Source organism: Lactobacillus sp. UBA5813 (assembly GCF_002417895.1).
Lineage (GTDB): Bacteria > Bacillota > Bacilli > Lactobacillales > Lactobacillaceae > Lactobacillus > Lactobacillus amylolyticus.
Map to the genome: position 1 here is coordinate 23,331 of NZ_DICZ01000032.1, position 15,704 is coordinate 39,034.

Here is a 15,704-nt window from a genome sequence, read left to right on the forward strand (position 1 = left end):
CTTAACTGTTCCAAATGCTTCGTAATTTCAACGTTTAGGCTTAACAATTGGCTTGCCTGTTCTGGTTTAACTTCAATCCGGGCTAACTTATCCGGGCTAGCTTATCATGAATGCGCACACGAACCGTCAAAAAGCCCAAACCACGCAAATACTTTTCAGCTGCTAAAACGCGGTTTAATTTTTCAGTCGTTAATTCGGTATAGTATGGGAAACGAGATGATACTGAACATGAAGCAACCTTGTTCCAGTTAGCTAATCCCAACTTCTTAGCCAATTCGCGGACTTCCTTTTTGTAAATATCTGCTTCTTGTAAAACGGATACAGCACCAAGTTCATCTCTAGCACGCAAGCCTGGACGGAAGTCACTGTTATCGTCCGTAATCATGCCATCTAATACAGCAGCATTACCAAAAGCAGCAGCTTCTTGGTTTAATGCTTCGTAAAAGATAGTCTTCATGTGGTACCAAGACTGTGGGGTATTTTGCTTAACTTCTGGATCTGCTAGGTAATCTAAACGGATTCCTTTGTTCTGAACACCCAAATTAGCAGCTAGCTCCATAGCTTAATTAAATTCATCATCCGCAAATAAATCTGAATTAGCGACAACAGCTAAAACATTCTCCTTGCCGAGGGTTTTAACAGCTTCAGCTAAGACAACCGTAGAGTCAATTCCACCTGAAAAGCCAACAACCACCCGGTCATATTGTTTCAAAGCATTTTGTAATTTATTTTCTTTGTTTGCTAACATTATTCTAAATCCTTCTTTATATCTAGTGATTACTTTTTCCAGCTAGTTGTTCGGCCGCAACTAAGGCAGCCCGGTAAATGCGCATAAATGGTAGCTGTAATTGTGCCGCCAAACGGACACAATCGCCATACTCTGGCATTTTCTTTTCAATTTCTTGATACGTAGCCACTTTAACTTGCACTGCACCATACGGCGTTTGCACTTTCAGAAAGTGACGTTGCATAATTGTCCGCTGCCAAGTTTGGTAACGTACGCCAATGGTCGTCGTTTCTTCCAAAATCAGCTTCGTTAAAGTTTCTCGATCATTCGCATTGCCTAAAACGGTTAGCTTAGTCGCTGGTCGATTTTTCTTCATCTCGATTGGGGTAAAGAAGACGTCATAAGCACCCACTGCTAATAAACGCTTCATCACATAACCTAGTCCCTCACCAGTCTGGTCATCTAGGTTAGCTTCAATCATTAAAACTGCATCAGCGGTCTGATTAACAACCTACTGACTTAGTTTTTTTTCGAATAAAATTGCCCGTAAGGCATTAAAACCGCCGGTATCACGATTGCCAAAACCATAACCGACCTTAGCACAGCATTTTCTGGCAACGGTCCAAACTTATGAACGAGCGTCTTAGCGATGCCCATCCCAGTTGGGGTAATCAATTCGGTATGAACGTCAAACCGCTGTTTAATCGGGATGTGACTGCCAACGCGCATTTGCATGACGGCTGGCACTGGAACTGGCATTTGGCCATGAATGACATTGATAAAGCCGCTGCCATCACTCAGTGGTGACGCCATAATGGTATCAATGTGCATCAGTTCCAAACCAACACAAGCGCCCACAATATCGACAATCGAATCTAAGGCCCCGACTTCATGGAAATGAACTTCGGCAAGTGGCATATGATGTACAGTCGCTTCGGCTTTAGCAATCTCGACAAAGATAGCCTTAGCGTGTTCTTTAACAGTTATTGACAAATCGCTGGCATCAATCAAGGCCACAATATCAGCTAAATGACGTGCCTCATGATCATGATGATGGCCAGCAGCATGATGGTGATGGTGTTCAATAAATCCATGATCTTTATCACCAGCAACTACAACATCGAAACTGGTTCCGTAAATGTTGCTTTGCGCTTGCCGCTCTTGGGTCAATTCGTAATCGTGAACATGAAGCTTGGCGAGCTCAGTCTTTAAGGCATTGAAATCAAGTCCTAAATCAAGTAGTGCGCCAATGAACATATCGCCGCTAATCCCAGAAAAAGCGTCTAAATAAAGCATTCGCATGTGATTTTTCCTTCTTTCATTCACGGCTAGTTACATTTGATTAATCATGCTGGCTGAATAAGCCGCACCGAAGCCATTATCAATATTAACGACACTAATCCCTGACGCACAGCTGTTAAGCATGGTCAGTAGCGCCGTCATTCCTTGAAAGCTGGTACCATAACCAACGCTCGTTGGAACGGCAATGACTGGGTTCGCCACTAAGCCGCCAACCACGCTAGCCAGGGCGCCTTCCATCCCAGCAATGACAATGACCACCCGGGCACCGCGAATCACGTCCAGCTTAGCAAACAACCGGTGAATCCCAGCGACACCCACGTCATAGACGCGTTCAACCCGATTGCCAAAAGTTTCCGCCGTAATGGCCGCTTCTTCAGCAACAGGCAGATCGGAAGTACCTGCCGTCACTACCGCAACATAATCGGATGGCTTAGGGATTGGTGGCTCGCCTACTGTCATGCAGCGCGCGGCTGCGTGATAGACTGCAGCGGGCAAAGCTGGCTGGATATTGGCAAATTTCTCTGCCGATAACCGGGTCGCTAAAATAGGTAAGGATTGCTGTGATAAAGCTTGAACAATTCCGACAATTTGTGTCGCCGTTTTACCAGCACCATAAATGACCTCAGGAAAGCCATTACGGCGTTGGCGATCCAAATCGACATTAGCAAAACCTAAATCAGCCGTTCTAGTTGCCTCTAATTGCTGGGCCGCCGCTGCTGGGCTCAATTGCCCCGTAGCAACTTGTTGTAATATTTCTTTAGTAGTGGCCATGCTATTTCACAATAACGCCGAGTCCATCCGGGATAACCGTTACTTTAGCTGCTTGACCTTCACGGGCATAAGCCTTCGTCATGGCTTCATCCAAGGTTTTAGCTAATTCCATATGCATATCCGTAATTAATTTAGGATCAACTAGGTCTGAAACAAAAATCACATGATGATGAACTAAGATGCGGGCAAAAATTTGTGCAGTCCATTGATCAGGAATCGTCTTGAGCCGTGGCGTGTTAATCGCTTGATCTAAAAATTCTTTTGGATCAGCCACATCAGCTAAGTTATGGTAAAAGCCTTCGCCACCATGACCATCACGAGCACCAGCAACCATGACAATGGTGCCGCCCTCTTTGTTAGTTGCTTCGGCGGCGGTCATCCCTTTAACGGCTTGATAAATGTTTTGATCAAGCGGATAACCACCATTAGTCGAAATCGCAATATCACAATCAATAGCGGGAACACTGGATAATTCTTTGACAAAGTTACAGCCCACTTTATGAGCAGCTTCCATATCACCAGCAAATGAGCCAATAATCTTCTTATCTTCGTCAAGCACGACGTTAATGATGAAGGCGAGCTTAGCTGTCCGAGCAGCATAAACCATGTCCTTATGAATCGGATTATGCATTAAGTTCCCGGTCCGCGCCTTAGGTGAGTTAATAAATTCACCCGAGTGATTAGCCATAATCGTCTTATATGAAGCAACCCCAGGCAAGACCGATTTACGCCCACCAGAAAAACCAGCAAAGAAATGAGATTCGATGAAGCCTTCTGAAATTAACAAATCAGCTTCGGCGGCCACTTTGTTAATAATGCAATCGCCACCAGATGGTAATTGACCAATTTTAACCATGCTACTGTCGTCAGTTGAAACGTGCATCACAATTTCTTCGTTAGCGACAATTTCTTCGCCGTACTTATTGACTAATTCTTCATGGGTTGAAGGCCGGTGGAAACCGGTCGCAACCAAAATCCGAATCCGAGCCTCAGGTGCAGCTGAGCGCAAGCGCCGTAATAAGATCGGGGTAATGATATGAGAAGGTACCGGGCGGGTATGATCCGAACTAATGATCACGATATTTTTCTTATCGCGAGCCAACTCCTCTAATTTTTCAGAACCGATGGGATTATCTAATGATTTCTCAACCGTTTCTGCCTCTGATAATTTGTTTTGGTAGGTCGCAGCTTGCGATACTAATTTGCCGGCATAATTTTTCTCGGCAACTTCAGCCGTAAGGGTGCGCTTATCGTATGGTAAATCAACTTTATGCATACTAGTCACTCCTATTCTATTTTGCAATTCAGTATGTTACACTCTTGATTTAGCATTTCATTGCCCAAGTCTATTGTCATATTGGCCAAGGCAATGCAGATAGCTAGGAGCATTGCCATTTGGTAATGCTTTATGTTATGACTGTCTGGACAAAATTCAATATAATAAACCATACAGTTATAAAGGGTGATTAAATGCAGACTGATAATGTGCACTATTTAGTGAATTTTCTAAAAAATAAAAAGATTCCCACCATTACGAAGGAATATCATACCTACCTGACTTTTCATGGTCTCAAGGCCGCTAACGTCTATATCTTGAAAGAAGGAATTATTAAAACCTCGGTCATCCTCCAAGATGGTCGGGAATTTAACATCTCTTATATTAGTCAACCAGATGTGATTTCTTTATTGCATGATGAAGCTTTGCAATATGATGAGCAGCCTTTTAATGTCCGAATTGAATCAACAGATGCCACCTTTTATCAAATTAATCGCGTTAAATTTTGGGAATACGTCAATGCTGATCAAGGCTTACAAGATTATGTACGCCAATATTACCGCCACCGGTTATCTGAGAATTTTTCTCGGGTGCAACGATTAACCATGAACGGCCGCTTAGGGGCATTGGCCAATTTTTTAAAAAAACATGTCCATTAAATTTGGAAAAGAAATCCCAGGTACGGATAAAATCTTGATCGACTTTTTAGTAACCAACGAAGATATTGCTGGTTTTTGTAGCATTGCAAACTACACGAGTGTTAGTCGCATGCTCCGGACTTTAAAAAGTCATGATGTGATTGAATTTAATAACGCGCATGGCCGGCGCCGGATTGTGATTAAAAATATGCAAAAATTAAATGACTTGATTGCTTATTAAGCGCGACTTAACTTAATAAAATCAAAAAACGACTGGCCCGAGGTCAATCGTTTTTTTTAGTTATTGTGCTATTCAGTTTATTGGCGATTCAGCCGCGCCGAGATTAACTTACGACGCCACTTAGGTGATAAATTCAAGGCCATTGCAGCTAGGATCACTAGTAGTGACCCAATAACATCTAGTGGCGTCATCGTCAAACCAAAGACCAGCACCGAACCAACGGTAGCGGACAGCGGCTCAAAGGCATCCAGTAAACTCGCAGTGGCCGGCTTAATATAGCGCAATGAATTAGTCATTAATTGAAACGGAATGATTGTTCCTAAAACAATCACGCCTCCGAGACAAACCCAGACTGGCACCGTATTTGGGACATGTGGCATCGCTGGGTGTATCAACAGTAATGCTGTCCCAGACACGAGCAACCCCCAACCACTTACCGTCGCACTCGAGTCGGTCTTGAGTAATTTAACGGGGAGCAGCGTATTAGTCATCACGCCAACGGCTGACAGTACCCCCCAGAAGAGCACCTCTGGGGTAATTGAAAAATGCGCCACATTGCCATGTGTAGCTAATAAAAACACGCCGAGAAAAGCCACTACGCTCGCTAACAAATCTAGCCGGCGAATGACCTGTTTCTTGGTGATCGCTAAGTACCCCATAATAAAAAATGGTCCGATAAATTGTAAAATGGTCGCCAGTGAAGCATTAGCTAATTGAATCACCATAAAATAACAAAATTGAACTGGCAGCATCCCCGTTAGCCCGTAAGCAATGAGACGTAGTGCGCGCCCGCGGTCTTGCCAAATACGCCAAGGCTTTTGATGACGGATGACAGCAATCAAAATCAAAACCAGACCCGCCGTTATCATGCGCACTTGTGACAGCCATAAAGCCGTGGCCGTAGATACCAAATTAAATAAGGCCTTCCCAAACAGTCCCGAAATGCCCCACATAAAGCAGGCAAAGGCACATAACACGGTCCAGAGTTGGCTTTTTTTCTGTTTCGTCATATTGCATCCTCATCCCTTTTAGTTCGGCTTCTATCATAACAAATAATAGCACCAAAAAGCACGACCCAATTTTGAGTCGTGCTCGTTGAAAAACTATAAACCACACTTTTTAAAAATTATATCAACATACCGCAAATGATAATGATAATCGAACGCGTCATCAATATCGGCTGGCGTTAAATAAGACATAATCTGACTATTTAAAACTAACGTTTTAAACGAAGTTTGTTCATCCCAAGCCTTAGCTGTCAATTGTTGGACCATATCATACGCTTGTTCACGTGATAACCCTGCCTCATCAATCAGCTTGAGGAGGACCCGCTGACTATAAATGAGCCCATACGTGCGATCCATATTTTTCAGCATCGTCTGAGGGAACACATCAAGCTGTGACAAAATCCGGTCGAACCGGCGCAACATGTAATCCAGCCCTTCGGTGGCATCCGGGAGAATAATTCGTTCAGCACTAGAATGTGAAATATCACGTTCATGCCATAAGGTCACATCTTCATAAGCGGTTAGCATCTGCCCTCGCAACACGCGCGCTAAACCGCAAAGATTCTCGCAACCAATCGGATTACGTTTGTGTGGCATAGCGGAAGAGCCCTTCTGTCCGGGCCGAAAATGTTCTTCCACTTCATGGATTTCGCTCCGTTGCAAACTGCGAATCTCGGTGGCCCAATTTTCAATGCTGGTCGCAATCAGCGCGATCGTGGCCAAATATTCAGCATGTAAATCACGCGGCAAAATCTGGCTCGTTACCGGTAATTGCCGGAGCCCCAACTGCTGTAACACTTGCGTTTCAATTTCTGGTGGCACATTGGCAAACGTGCCCGTCGCACCAGAAATTTTACCGCCAGCCACGCCGCTAGCAGCATGATCAAAGCGCTCCAAATCGCGTTGCAGTTCGGTATACCACCGAGCTAACTTAAGCCCAAACGTAATGGGTTCTGCTTGTACCCCATGCGTGCGGCCCATCATCACTGTATGTTGATATTTCAAAGCCTGCCGCCGCATGGTCGCACTTAAGGCTATAAGATCAGCGCGAATATAGCTATTGGCTTCTTTTAACAGACAGCCTTGAGCTGTATCGACCACATCTGTTGAAGTTAAGCCATAATGCACCCACTTTTTCTCAGCACCTAAACTTTCCGACACCGCCCGCGTAAAGGCAACCACGTCATGATGCGTCACCGCCTCAAGCTCATGAACGCGCTCAGCGCTAAAATGAGCCTTAGCCTGAATCTGCTGGGCATCCGCTGCGGGAACTTCTCCAGCCGTGGCCCAGGCAGCTGTGGCTGCTAATTCAACCTTTAACCAAACTTCGTATTTATGTTCATCTGTCCAAATTCGGCGCAACTCTGGCCGTGCATATCTTTCAATCATCCGTCATAACTTCCAAGGATCTTGCAAAACAATCGTCTGTTCCCGATCGGGTCCAACTGAAATCGTCACGAGCTTCGTCCCTGTGACCGTCTCAATCCGCCGCAAAAAGGACTGCGCATTAGCGGGTAAATCTTCCCAGCGCTTAGCAGCCGTAATATCTTCATCCCACGCTGGCATTTCTTCATAAACTGGCTGACAACGCGCTAATTCTTTCAAACTAGCAGGATAGTAATCAATCTTCTGACCATCTAATTCATAAGCTGTACAAATCTTCACGGTTTTAAAACCGCTAAAGACATCCAAAATATTTAAGCTGAGGTGGGTAATGCCGGCCACTCGTTTTGCATGCCGGAAAGCGACTGCATCAAACCAGCCAACCCGCCGTGGACGACCAGTCACCGTGCCATATTCATGCGCGATTTCGCGGATTCGGTTGCCCGTCTCATCGGTTAATTCGGTTGGGAAAGGACCAGCACCTACTCGGGTCGTATAGGACTTAACTACCCCAATCACGGTTTGGATTCGGTTGGCACCAACCCCAATCCCACTCGCAATCCCGCCAGAAATGGTATTAGATGAAGTGACAAAAGGATAAGTCCCCTCATCAAGATCAAGCATGACCCCTTGGGCGCCTTCAAATAGTACCCGATCACCGGCATCAATGGCGTTATTGACGAGCACAGAAGTATCCGTGACACAGTCCTTTAAGTTTTGACCATAAGCATAATAAGTATCAAAAATATCTTCAAATTTTAAAGCTGGCTTGTGATAAACCTGGGCAAATAGTTGGTTCTTAAGTTCCAAATTAAAACGCAATTTTGCTTCAAAGGTTTCTTTTTCTAACAGGTCACACATCCGAATCCCAATGCGCGAGGCTTTATCCATATAAGTCGGCCCAATCCCATTTTTCGTCGTGCCGACACGATTAGCACCTTTAGTATCTTCTTGATAGATGTCTTGTAAAATATCATACGGCATAATGATATGGGCCCGGTTCGAAATCTTCAGCCCACTAATATCAATCCCGCTCTCCTGCAAATGTTGTAATTCCCCAAGTAACACTTCGGGATTAATCACGACCCCATTACCGATGACGGAACCCTTGTTAGCGGCAAAAATCCCAGATGGTACAAGCCGCATCTTGAAAGTCCGACCCCCGAAATCAATCGTATGCCCTGCATTATTACCACCATTGGAACGAACGGCATAATCGGCCACTTTACTCAAGTAATCAGTAATCTTGCCCTTACCTTCATCGCCCCATTGGCTACCTACAACTGCAACAACTGTCATCTTATTCACCTCATCCAATCCATTGATTACGTCCAGTATTTTAACAAGTTCCGGTTTATTAGTCAACATAAACACGAATTATATATTAACATTTGTTTTTAATAGTTCGCATTTTTGTTGACTTTATGGCTAGTTTTGCGTATATTAGAAATCGGTTCGATGAAAGCAGTGAGGAGACGCTATGAGTAATTATTTTAGCATGGAAGCCTTTGATTACGACGATATCCAGTTGGTTCCTAATAAAGGAATCATTCAAAGCCGGCATCAAGCTGATACCCGGGTTAAATTTGGAAACCGAACATTTAAAATACCAGTGGTTCCAGCCAATATGGCCAGTGTAATTGATGACAACTTGGCTATCTGGCTAGCCCAAAATGACTATTACTATGTGATGCATCGGTTTCAGCCCGAAAAACGGCTGACGTTTATTCAAATGATGCAACAAAAAGGGCTATTTGCCTCAATCTCAGTCGGCATCAAAGCCAATGAGTACACTTTTATTGATCAGCTCGTCAAGGCACAGGTCACGCCTGACTATATCACCATTGATGTGGCCCATGGTCACTCTGTCTTTGTCATTAACATGATTCATTACATTAAAGAACATTTACCACAAGCCTTTTTGACTGTGGGTAATGTGGCAACTCCGGAAGCAGTGCGAGAATTAGAAAATGCTGGCGCGGATGCCACGAAGGTCGGTGTCGGGCCGGGTAAAGCCTGCATTACGAAGCTCAAGACTGGTTTTGGTACAGGGGGCTGGCAATTAGCGGCCTTGAGAATGTGTGGCAAAGTGGCACGCAAACCGCTCATTGCAGACGGCGGAATTCGGCATAACGGGGACATTGCCAAATCCATTCGCTTTGGTGCTAGTATGGTCATGATTGGTTCAATGCTCGCTGGGCACCGTGAATCGCCTGGTAGTATCATCAAGATTGCTGGGAAAACTTACATGCAATACTGGGGTTCAGCTAGTGAAGTGCAAAAAGGTGCATATCGCAACGTTGAAGGTAAGCAGATGTTAGTCCCCTACCGCGGCAAGATTGCTGACACGCTGACCGAAATGCAGGAAGATCTGCAATCAGCCATTTCTTATGCTGGTGGCAAGGACCTAGATGCGATTCGAAAAGTGGATTATGTCATTGTCAAAAGTAATATCATGGATGGTGATTAGCCCCTTAGGCTAACCGCCATTTTTATTTTTAAGCTTGGCAAAAGGTTCATTTATGCTATAATAATTCAGTTAGCTATTTGCACCCTTAGCGCAACTGGATAGAGTGTCTGACTACGAATCAGAAGGTTGTAGGTTCAAGTCCTACAGGGTGCACTTGACGGGAAATGGCTCAGCTTGGTAGAGCACCTGGTTTGGGACCAGGGGGTCGCAGGTTCGAATCCTGTTTTCCCGATGATACGCAAAAAAGCCGCAACCAGTAGCGTTGCGGCATTTTTTGTATCTAAGTGTTATAAGTTTAAAGTTGCTGTGGGTGTGGTAGATGTTAATAAATGAGCTTTTTCTCAGCGAGATTAATTTGAATGAAAGCTAGCACTAACGAGCTAACCCACTAATTCGAGCTAGACCGCGACATATTTAAGCAGGCGAAAGGTTTCACTATCTAAAAATACGACGAGATTTTTACCTAGGCTATCACTTAAACCAGTAAGCTCAAAAAGGATAGTTTAATATATCATAAAATTCAGTACTAGCTCTTTAACTTATTAGAATAATCAGCAATATAATTTTATTTATAGTGCTTTAATTTTTTTCCAGCCTTTCCCCCATCTTGTCACCAAAATATACTAGCATAAAAGAATACTTATAGCGGAGGATAACATGAGAAATATTTTTAAGAAGCAAGCAATATCGACTTATTTAAAGGCAGATTCTCGGCTAAACAAAACATTACGTGCACGAGATTTAATTGCTCTAGGGATTGGCGCTGTTATTGGGACAGGTATTTTTATTTTACCAGGACATGAGGCAGCGATGCATGCCGGGCCTGCCGTGGCTATCGCTTTTTTATTGGCAGCGCTTATTTCAGGAATAGTTGGCATGGCCTATGCGGAATTTTCATCAGCTATGCCAGTAGCTGGCTCTGCGTATTCCTTTGGATCAGTGGTCTACGGTGAAATCATTGGCTGGATGTTAGGCTGGGCACTAATCTTAGAGTACTTTTTAGCAGTGGCAGCTGAAGCAACTGGATTTGCCGCCTACTTTAATAATAATCTACTCAGTGCTTTAGGGTTGAACTTACCTAAAGCCTTACAAAATGGCCCATTAGAGGGTGGAGTAATTAACCTTACTGCCACCCTAATTGTGTTGTTGGTCAGTGTAATTATTATTCATGGTGCTAACCTCTCTAAACGAATTGAAAACGTTGCTGTCATCATTAAGGTTACGATCATCATTTTGTTCATCGTAGTGGGAGCTTTTTACATTAAAACGAGCAATTATATTCCCTTCTACCCTAAACAATTTCACACTAGTCCCTGGGGATTAGGTGGGATTTCAACTGCTGCAGCCACTGTTTTTTTTGCTTTCATCGGTTTTGATGCTTTAGCAGCTAATTCAGCAGAGACAATTGAGCCTGAGAAAAATGTCGTCAAAGGAATTTTAGGAACTGTATTTGTGTCAGTAATCTTATATGTTACTTTCTCATTAGTCTTAACTGGCATTGTTCATTATTCTAAATTAAATGTTGATGACCCTGCAGCCTATGCCCTGAAAATCATCCATCTAAATGCTTGGAATAAATTGATTACCATTGGGGCACTAATCGGTATTTTCACTTCTTTAATCACCATGTTTTTTGGTGGATCTCGCTTAGTTTATGCGTTAGGACGCGATGGGCTTTTACCCGCTAAAATGGGAGCAGTCAGTCATAAGCATCTGGTTCCCAAAAATGCGATTATCATTGCAACCATTATTCAGGCTTTCTTTGCTGGATTAGTTCCCTTAACTCAACTGGCATCATTAATTAATGCTGGCACGCTCTTAGCTTTCGCTTTTATTTCTTTTGGAATTATCCCCTTACGTCATCGCAAAGACATTCCAAATCACGGTTTTAAAATGCCTTTTTACCCTTACTTACCAATTATAGCGAGTGTTTTTAGTCTCTATTTTGTTATTATGCTACCTAACATCACAAAGATATCAGTGGGATTATGGCTTATTTTAGGTATTTTAGTATACTTTACCTATGGTATTAACCATTCTAAATTACAAAATGGTAAGTAATAATTAGGCGATAATACTATGAATACTTTTTTCGTAGAAAGGTATCATTATGACTTTAATTCCCATTATTTTATATTTCGGTGGTTTCATCTTGATTATGTTTGGCTTTGCTTTGAGCGTTCGTGCCAAAAACAAGCATATTAGGCTCATCAGACAAGATGCCCCTACCAAAGATGCTGCAACTAAAAAACGTATGACCATCCTTTATCGTCTCTATGCAGACCCTGAGTTAGATACTACGGCTTATAATCATTACAATTTGTTCTGGGTCTTATCGTTATTCTTATGGTTTGTCTTATTAGGTGCTTGCCTTGCTAGTATTTATGTAGTTGAGGTATATCAAGATACTTCGTTCAGCATGATGACCAGTATATTAGCGATTTTAGGGTTAATTAATGATCTCTTTTTTGAATCTAAACGTGAAAAAGCTTTTTCCCAGTTAAAAGAGGTGGCAGTCACTAAACATCCTGAATGGGAAAAAATATGGCGCTATTATCCTAAAACAACTCGCACCCAACTAATCGCTAAAATTTTAGCTATGGTCGGCATGTTAGCCATGTTATCAACCGGAATAGCCATTTTCTTTTTGAATTAATATTAAATTTAATAAAGTTAGCTTTCCAGCTACACTTTAAATCCTCTATTCCAAAGCCATCTAAATCATTTATTTTTTAGTTATTTCAGAAATTGTTTGTTTAATTAAAGCTAATCGAAATTCTTTTGAAAAAGACTTAGCAAGTGCTTGTTGCCTACTTTGATTAGTGGCGAGGCTAGGATTCTTAATGATGGCTGCTTTCAACTTAGTTCGTACATAAACAGCAGCTTGTTTTTGTGCGTTTGCTTTAAATACCGATGAAGCCATTTCTTTTTTTTAGCTCTTTTGCTTGCGTCGTTGACAATTTGAGCCAAGACTTAGGTAAATAAAACTGATTTTCTCGTCTAATTAACTGATGGTCATTATCTGCAATCTCAAATAAAAATTTAGCCCATTGTGATTTGTATTGCCATCGTGTTTCATCTATTTTTAGTTTAGCTGAAGAAGCATGGCTTGTTATGACTTTATTTGTTGTGGCTTCATTTGCCTGAGTGTGAGTCATTTTGGTATCTTCTGGATGCTTTTTATAAATAAAAACATTTTTTTGCCCACTGGTTCCAATATTTTGGTATAAAACAATATTCATTGCATTACCACTAGGAGAATATATCTTCACAGTTTTAGTATGAACGATCTTATCCATACCAAAATGACTATGGTAGTTCCCAACTATGGCTGTTAATGATCCCACAACTAATAACCCTGACAAAATAACACAAATGGTTCTTGGCAAAATTTTGTCGAGGTATATGAAGCTAATAAAGAAGGCAATTGCGCTTAGTATCAACAATACAATAATCATTATTTTATATCCCCTTTTTCAGTAGCTTTGGTAATTGGTTGAAATTCAGTCTTACTTTTCATGAAGAAGGCAACGATAAATCCAATGATACAAAAGCCAACAGCTACCAAAAATGCCCCTTGATACCCTGACATTGTCGCATTTAAAGCTTCAACCTTATATTGAAATGGATTTGATGTCCGTAAACTTTTCCCCACTTTGTATATGTGCTGGTTACCTTCTCATTAAATTTCTCATTGCCTAGCTCAAGTACTATATTCATATTTGTTTGAGTTGGCAATTTAGTCTTCGCGTCAATCTTGATGGTGTAAACAATTTCTGACACCTTTAAATTTTTAGGCAAATTAGTGTTACTTTGCCCTAGAATTCCCATACCATCTTTCAAAATCTTCATTGATTCATTTTTGTTTGCTGTTGCCTTGATAGTGTATATTCCCTTACCTTCACTTACTTTTGCATTCTATACAGAGAATCCGGAAGTTGCTTAACTTGTGCTCCTGAAATTTGTTTTTGTAAAGAATCGACATTTATGCCGTATATCGACATTCGGCTTGTTAAATCAAGCCATTTTCCATCTTGTTGTAAAATGGACATTCTTCTGGGCTTTTTGTGCTACAACTGATTGAGATACAAGATCCTTTGCACTGGGAATTTTTTAGCTAAAGATAGCGAATAATGATCTAGAAGCTAAACGGTAGGTATAGCCCCCCGTATCACTTTCTAGACAAAAGCACACACCGATCTATCCCAATTTTTGTCGAAATCAGCAATTAAACAAACTGATACCTTGTCAAACGTTAATTTCTTAGGAGTAAATACGAAGTCAGAAAAACGATAAGTTATCATTTTGTACTAACAGTTAAAAGTATTCCCAAAAATTGTCAATTTTATCATCATGTTTTAAGAATGGAAATTCAAACTTTTGATGATAATCCCCGTAGCTTTAAGATTTATTAATATGAAAATCAAGCTGCATGAAATTGGACATGAGTTTAAACCTAGAGCCCATTTACCAATCCCCAGCTCTGGTGATTTTTACTTTACTACCGAAACTCCAAGTGATCGAGTTGTTAGTGATTGGCAAAGACAAAATAGTAACCAAGATTACTTTACAGTCAGATAATGATATAACAATATTAAGCTGCTTTATAAATTGTTTAAATCAAGCCATAAAAAATTAACCCCAAGTGTTGACATGTAACGCGTTACACAAATTATGCTCAAGACAGCATAATTAAGTGAGGAGCACGCATCATGATTAAACACATTTTTTCTGATATGGACGGCACTTTATTGACTAATCGAGGCGCCGTCACGCCGACAAATATCAAGACTATTAAGAATTTGCGAATCCCGATTACCCTAGTTTCAGCCCGTTCCCCGATGGAGATGACACCAGCTATCAAAGCATTAGGGCTGACAGAAACACAGATTGCGTTCAATGGTGGCTTGATTTTTAAGCGAATCAATCAAAAATTTCAATTTCTTAATGAATGTAGCATTAATATTGAGCTTGCAGCGTCAATCATTAGTGCAATCTCATCCAATTTTCCAAAGGTATCAGTAAGTTACTACGATTGCACCAGTTGGTATACCAGTAAAATTGACTATGGTATCAAATATCAGCAAAAATTAACTGGTCAAAAAGCTATGGTTTCGCCTCATAATAAAGTACTCCAACAAGCCAGCTTTAAGGTTTTTAAAATCATGATTATTACCTTTAATGCAGCAGAAATACTAAAAATTCATGATATGCTAAATCAATTAAATATTGCATCCATCAGTATCCAACAATCCGGACTTTCATATTTAGAAATCACTAGCATTGATGCTCAGAAATCTCGTGGAATTGACTATATTTTAACCAAAGAAAAACTAAATCCTGATGAAACAGCTGGCTTTGGTGATAGTTACAATGATTTACCAATGCTTAACAGAGTCGGACTACCGATTGTCATGGATAATGCACTAGATGAAATCAAACAAGTTGCTCAATTTGTAACTAAGTCTAATGAAGAAAGTGGCGTAGCATATGCATTGCAAACCTTGCCTGCATTTCATATCCAGTAACTTTTTTATTGATTGCTTATTTTTTCTAATATAGCAATGAATTATCCGCTCCGTGAATAATCCATTGCTGAAGTGAAACGCTAAACTAAGCGGACTCATAACTTTCATATACATAAGACTAATGTTGATTCAATCTATTTTATAAATGATAATTTACAAAAATATGCTGCGACATGTTATAAGGAGTGAAAAAGATGACCACAATACGGGACATTGCAAGAATAAGTGGTTATTCACTTGCAACGGTATCAAGAGTATTAAACAAACATGGTTATGTGTCAGATATCACTAGATCAAAAATCGAACGAGTAATTCAACAAACAAATTACGTCCCAAATGCTGTCGCTCGAGATTTAAGCGT

Annotated in this window: 19 protein-coding genes, 2 tRNA genes and 1 pseudogene; 9 read left to right on the forward strand and 13 right to left on the reverse strand. The window is 41.3% G+C overall.

The genetic code is table 11. From position 1 onward, the window contains the following. Window positions 1-82 precede the first annotated feature (82 nt). From B2008_RS06025 to larA, 6 genes and pseudogenes are all read right to left on the reverse strand, one after another. Window positions 83-541, reverse strand: coding sequence for an ATP-dependent sacrificial sulfur transferase LarE (locus B2008_RS06025; RefSeq protein WP_286822597.1), 459 nt, complete (start codon window positions 539-541; stop codon window positions 83-85). 21 nt (window positions 542-562) lie between these two features. After that, the gene (locus B2008_RS06030; protein WP_286822598.1) at window positions 563-748 is read right to left on the reverse strand and encodes a hypothetical protein; all 186 of its coding nucleotides are present in this window, start codon (window positions 746-748) and stop codon (window positions 563-565) included. A 22-nt stretch (window positions 749-770) separates the two neighbouring features. Continuing rightward, the gene (gene larC / locus B2008_RS06035) at window positions 771-1,208 is read right to left on the reverse strand and encodes a nickel insertion protein (RefSeq protein ID WP_286822599.1); all 438 of its coding nucleotides are present in this window, start codon (window positions 1,206-1,208) and stop codon (window positions 771-773) included. Window positions 1,209-1,238: 30 nt separating this feature from the next. Further along, window positions 1,239-2,029: pseudogene (locus tag B2008_RS06040) on the reverse strand (LarC family nickel insertion protein). Window positions 2,030-2,059: 30 nt separating this feature from the next. Next, window positions 2,060-2,800, reverse strand: coding sequence for a nickel pincer cofactor biosynthesis protein LarB (larB, locus tag B2008_RS06045; protein ID WP_286822600.1), 741 nt, complete (start codon window positions 2,798-2,800; stop codon window positions 2,060-2,062). 1 nt (window position 2,801) lies between these two features. Then, complete coding sequence (gene larA / locus B2008_RS06050) at window positions 2,802-4,076, reverse strand: nickel-dependent lactate racemase (RefSeq protein ID WP_286822601.1); 1,275 nt, start codon at window positions 4,074-4,076, stop codon at window positions 2,802-2,804. 194 nt (window positions 4,077-4,270) lie between these two features. On the opposite strand from larA, the gene B2008_RS06055 reads away from it, so the two are divergent. Continuing rightward, on the forward strand, window positions 4,271-4,735 hold the full coding sequence (locus B2008_RS06055; protein WP_286822602.1) for a Crp/Fnr family transcriptional regulator: 465 nt from the start codon (window positions 4,271-4,273) through the stop codon (window positions 4,733-4,735). Next, window positions 4,725-4,955: a helix-turn-helix domain-containing protein gene (locus tag B2008_RS06060; RefSeq protein WP_286822603.1), complete on the forward strand. Its 231-nt coding sequence runs from the start codon at window positions 4,725-4,727 to the stop codon at window positions 4,953-4,955. Before B2008_RS06055 ends, B2008_RS06060 begins: the two co-directional genes overlap by 11 nt. Window positions 4,956-5,032: 77 nt before the next feature. On the opposite strand, the gene B2008_RS06065 is transcribed toward B2008_RS06060, so the two are convergent. From B2008_RS06065 to B2008_RS06075, 3 genes are all read right to left on the reverse strand, one after another. Further along, window positions 5,033-5,965 (reverse strand): EamA family transporter, encoded by a 933-nt coding sequence (locus B2008_RS06065; RefSeq protein WP_286822604.1) that lies wholly within the window; start codon window positions 5,963-5,965, stop codon window positions 5,033-5,035. A 93-nt stretch (window positions 5,966-6,058) separates the two neighbouring features. Beyond that, entirely contained in the window at window positions 6,059-7,351 is a 1,293-nt protein-coding gene (purB, locus tag B2008_RS06070) for an adenylosuccinate lyase (RefSeq protein WP_286822605.1), read from the reverse strand. Between the two features lie 3 nt (window positions 7,352-7,354). After that, on the reverse strand, window positions 7,355-8,644 hold the full coding sequence (locus B2008_RS06075) for an adenylosuccinate synthase (RefSeq protein WP_286822606.1): 1,290 nt from the start codon (window positions 8,642-8,644) through the stop codon (window positions 7,355-7,357). A 181-nt stretch (window positions 8,645-8,825) separates the two neighbouring features. Here B2008_RS06075 and B2008_RS06080 point away from each other — a divergent pair, with 181 nt between their 5' ends. The 5 genes from B2008_RS06080 to B2008_RS06100 all read left to right on the forward strand — a co-directional run bounded on the left by B2008_RS06080 (window position 8,826) and on the right by B2008_RS06100 (window position 12,471). Then, window positions 8,826-9,815, forward strand: coding sequence for a GMP reductase (locus B2008_RS06080; RefSeq protein ID WP_286822607.1), 990 nt, complete (start codon window positions 8,826-8,828; stop codon window positions 9,813-9,815). A gap of 79 nt (window positions 9,816-9,894) precedes the next feature. After that, a tRNA-Arg gene (locus B2008_RS06085) sits at window positions 9,895-9,968 on the forward strand. 5 nt (window positions 9,969-9,973) lie between these two features. Next, window positions 9,974-10,047, forward strand: a tRNA-Pro gene (locus B2008_RS06090). 425 nt (window positions 10,048-10,472) lie between these two features. Beyond that, window positions 10,473-11,876: an APC family permease gene (locus B2008_RS06095; protein ID WP_286822608.1), complete on the forward strand. Its 1,404-nt coding sequence runs from the start codon at window positions 10,473-10,475 to the stop codon at window positions 11,874-11,876. 49 nt (window positions 11,877-11,925) lie between these two features. Further along, window positions 11,926-12,471 carry a hypothetical protein gene (locus B2008_RS06100; RefSeq protein ID WP_286822609.1) on the forward strand — a complete coding sequence of 182 codons (546 nt, stop codon included), beginning with the start codon at window positions 11,926-11,928 and terminating at the stop codon, window positions 12,469-12,471. Window positions 12,472-12,540: 69 nt separating this feature from the next. On the opposite strand, the gene B2008_RS06105 is transcribed toward B2008_RS06100, so the two are convergent. Genes B2008_RS06105 through B2008_RS08355 form a run of 4 tightly spaced genes read right to left on the reverse strand, consistent with a single transcriptional unit; the run spans window position 12,541 to window position 13,706 of the window. Beyond that, window positions 12,541-12,738 (reverse strand): hypothetical protein, encoded by a 198-nt coding sequence (locus B2008_RS06105; RefSeq protein WP_286822610.1) that lies wholly within the window; start codon window positions 12,736-12,738, stop codon window positions 12,541-12,543. Further along, window positions 12,719-13,273 carry a DUF4811 domain-containing protein gene (locus B2008_RS06110; protein WP_286822611.1) on the reverse strand — a complete coding sequence of 185 codons (555 nt, stop codon included), beginning with the start codon at window positions 13,271-13,273 and terminating at the stop codon, window positions 12,719-12,721. The genes B2008_RS06105 and B2008_RS06110 overlap by 20 nt, the downstream gene beginning before the upstream one ends. Beyond that, window positions 13,273-13,407 carry a hypothetical protein gene (locus B2008_RS06115; protein WP_286822612.1) on the reverse strand — a complete coding sequence of 45 codons (135 nt, stop codon included), beginning with the start codon at window positions 13,405-13,407 and terminating at the stop codon, window positions 13,273-13,275. The genes B2008_RS06110 and B2008_RS06115 overlap by 1 nt, the downstream gene beginning before the upstream one ends. An 8-nt stretch (window positions 13,408-13,415) precedes the next feature. Continuing rightward, on the reverse strand, window positions 13,416-13,706 hold the full coding sequence (locus B2008_RS08355; RefSeq protein ID WP_414671997.1) for a DUF6612 family protein: 291 nt from the start codon (window positions 13,704-13,706) through the stop codon (window positions 13,416-13,418). A gap of 821 nt (window positions 13,707-14,527) precedes the next feature. Between B2008_RS08355 and B2008_RS06120 the strand changes: the two genes are divergently transcribed. Next, window positions 14,528-15,343, forward strand: coding sequence for a Cof-type HAD-IIB family hydrolase (locus B2008_RS06120; RefSeq protein ID WP_286822613.1), 816 nt, complete (start codon window positions 14,528-14,530; stop codon window positions 15,341-15,343). Window positions 15,344-15,537: 194 nt separating this feature from the next. After that, on the forward strand, window positions 15,538-15,704 hold a 167-nt coding region (locus tag B2008_RS06125; RefSeq protein ID WP_286822616.1), incomplete at its 3' end, for a LacI family DNA-binding transcriptional regulator.

Excerpts from the sequence above, each read along its gene's own strand:
- larA (WP_286822601.1), bottom strand. The coding sequence starts at position 4,076 with ATGCATAAAGTTGATTTACCATACGATAAGCGCACCCTTACGGCTGAA.
- B2008_RS06080 (WP_286822607.1), top strand. The coding sequence starts at position 8,826 with ATGAGTAATTATTTTAGCATGGAAGCCTTTGATTACGACGATATCCAG.
- larB (WP_286822600.1), bottom strand. The coding sequence starts at position 2,800 with ATGGCCACTACTAAAGAAATATTACAACAAGTTGCTACGGGGCAATTG.
- larC (WP_286822599.1), bottom strand. The coding sequence starts at position 1,208 with ATGATTGAAGCTAACCTAGATGACCAGACTGGTGAGGGACTAGGTTAT.
- B2008_RS06100 (WP_286822609.1), top strand. The coding sequence starts at position 11,926 with ATGACTTTAATTCCCATTATTTTATATTTCGGTGGTTTCATCTTGATT.
- B2008_RS06075 (WP_286822606.1), bottom strand. The coding sequence starts at position 8,644 with ATGACAGTTGTTGCAGTTGTAGGTAGCCAATGGGGCGATGAAGGTAAG.
- B2008_RS06095 (WP_286822608.1), top strand. The coding sequence starts at position 10,473 with ATGAGAAATATTTTTAAGAAGCAAGCAATATCGACTTATTTAAAGGCA.
- B2008_RS06110 (WP_286822611.1), bottom strand. The coding sequence starts at position 13,273 with ATGATTATTGTATTGTTGATACTAAGCGCAATTGCCTTCTTTATTAGC.
- B2008_RS06030 (WP_286822598.1), bottom strand. The coding sequence starts at position 748 with ATGTTAGCAAACAAAGAAAATAAATTACAAAATGCTTTGAAACAATAT.
- B2008_RS06055 (WP_286822602.1), top strand. The coding sequence starts at position 4,271 with ATGCAGACTGATAATGTGCACTATTTAGTGAATTTTCTAAAAAATAAA.
- B2008_RS06115 (WP_286822612.1), bottom strand. The coding sequence starts at position 13,407 with ATGTCAGGGTATCAAGGGGCATTTTTGGTAGCTGTTGGCTTTTGTATC.
- B2008_RS06060 (WP_286822603.1), top strand. The coding sequence starts at position 4,725 with ATGTCCATTAAATTTGGAAAAGAAATCCCAGGTACGGATAAAATCTTG.
- B2008_RS06065 (WP_286822604.1), bottom strand. The coding sequence starts at position 5,965 with ATGACGAAACAGAAAAAAAGCCAACTCTGGACCGTGTTATGTGCCTTT.
- B2008_RS06120 (WP_286822613.1), top strand. The coding sequence starts at position 14,528 with ATGATTAAACACATTTTTTCTGATATGGACGGCACTTTATTGACTAAT.
- purB (WP_286822605.1), bottom strand. The coding sequence starts at position 7,351 with ATGATTGAAAGATATGCACGGCCAGAGTTGCGCCGAATTTGGACAGAT.
- B2008_RS06105 (WP_286822610.1), bottom strand. The coding sequence starts at position 12,738 with ATGGCTTCATCGGTATTTAAAGCAAACGCACAAAAACAAGCTGCTGTT.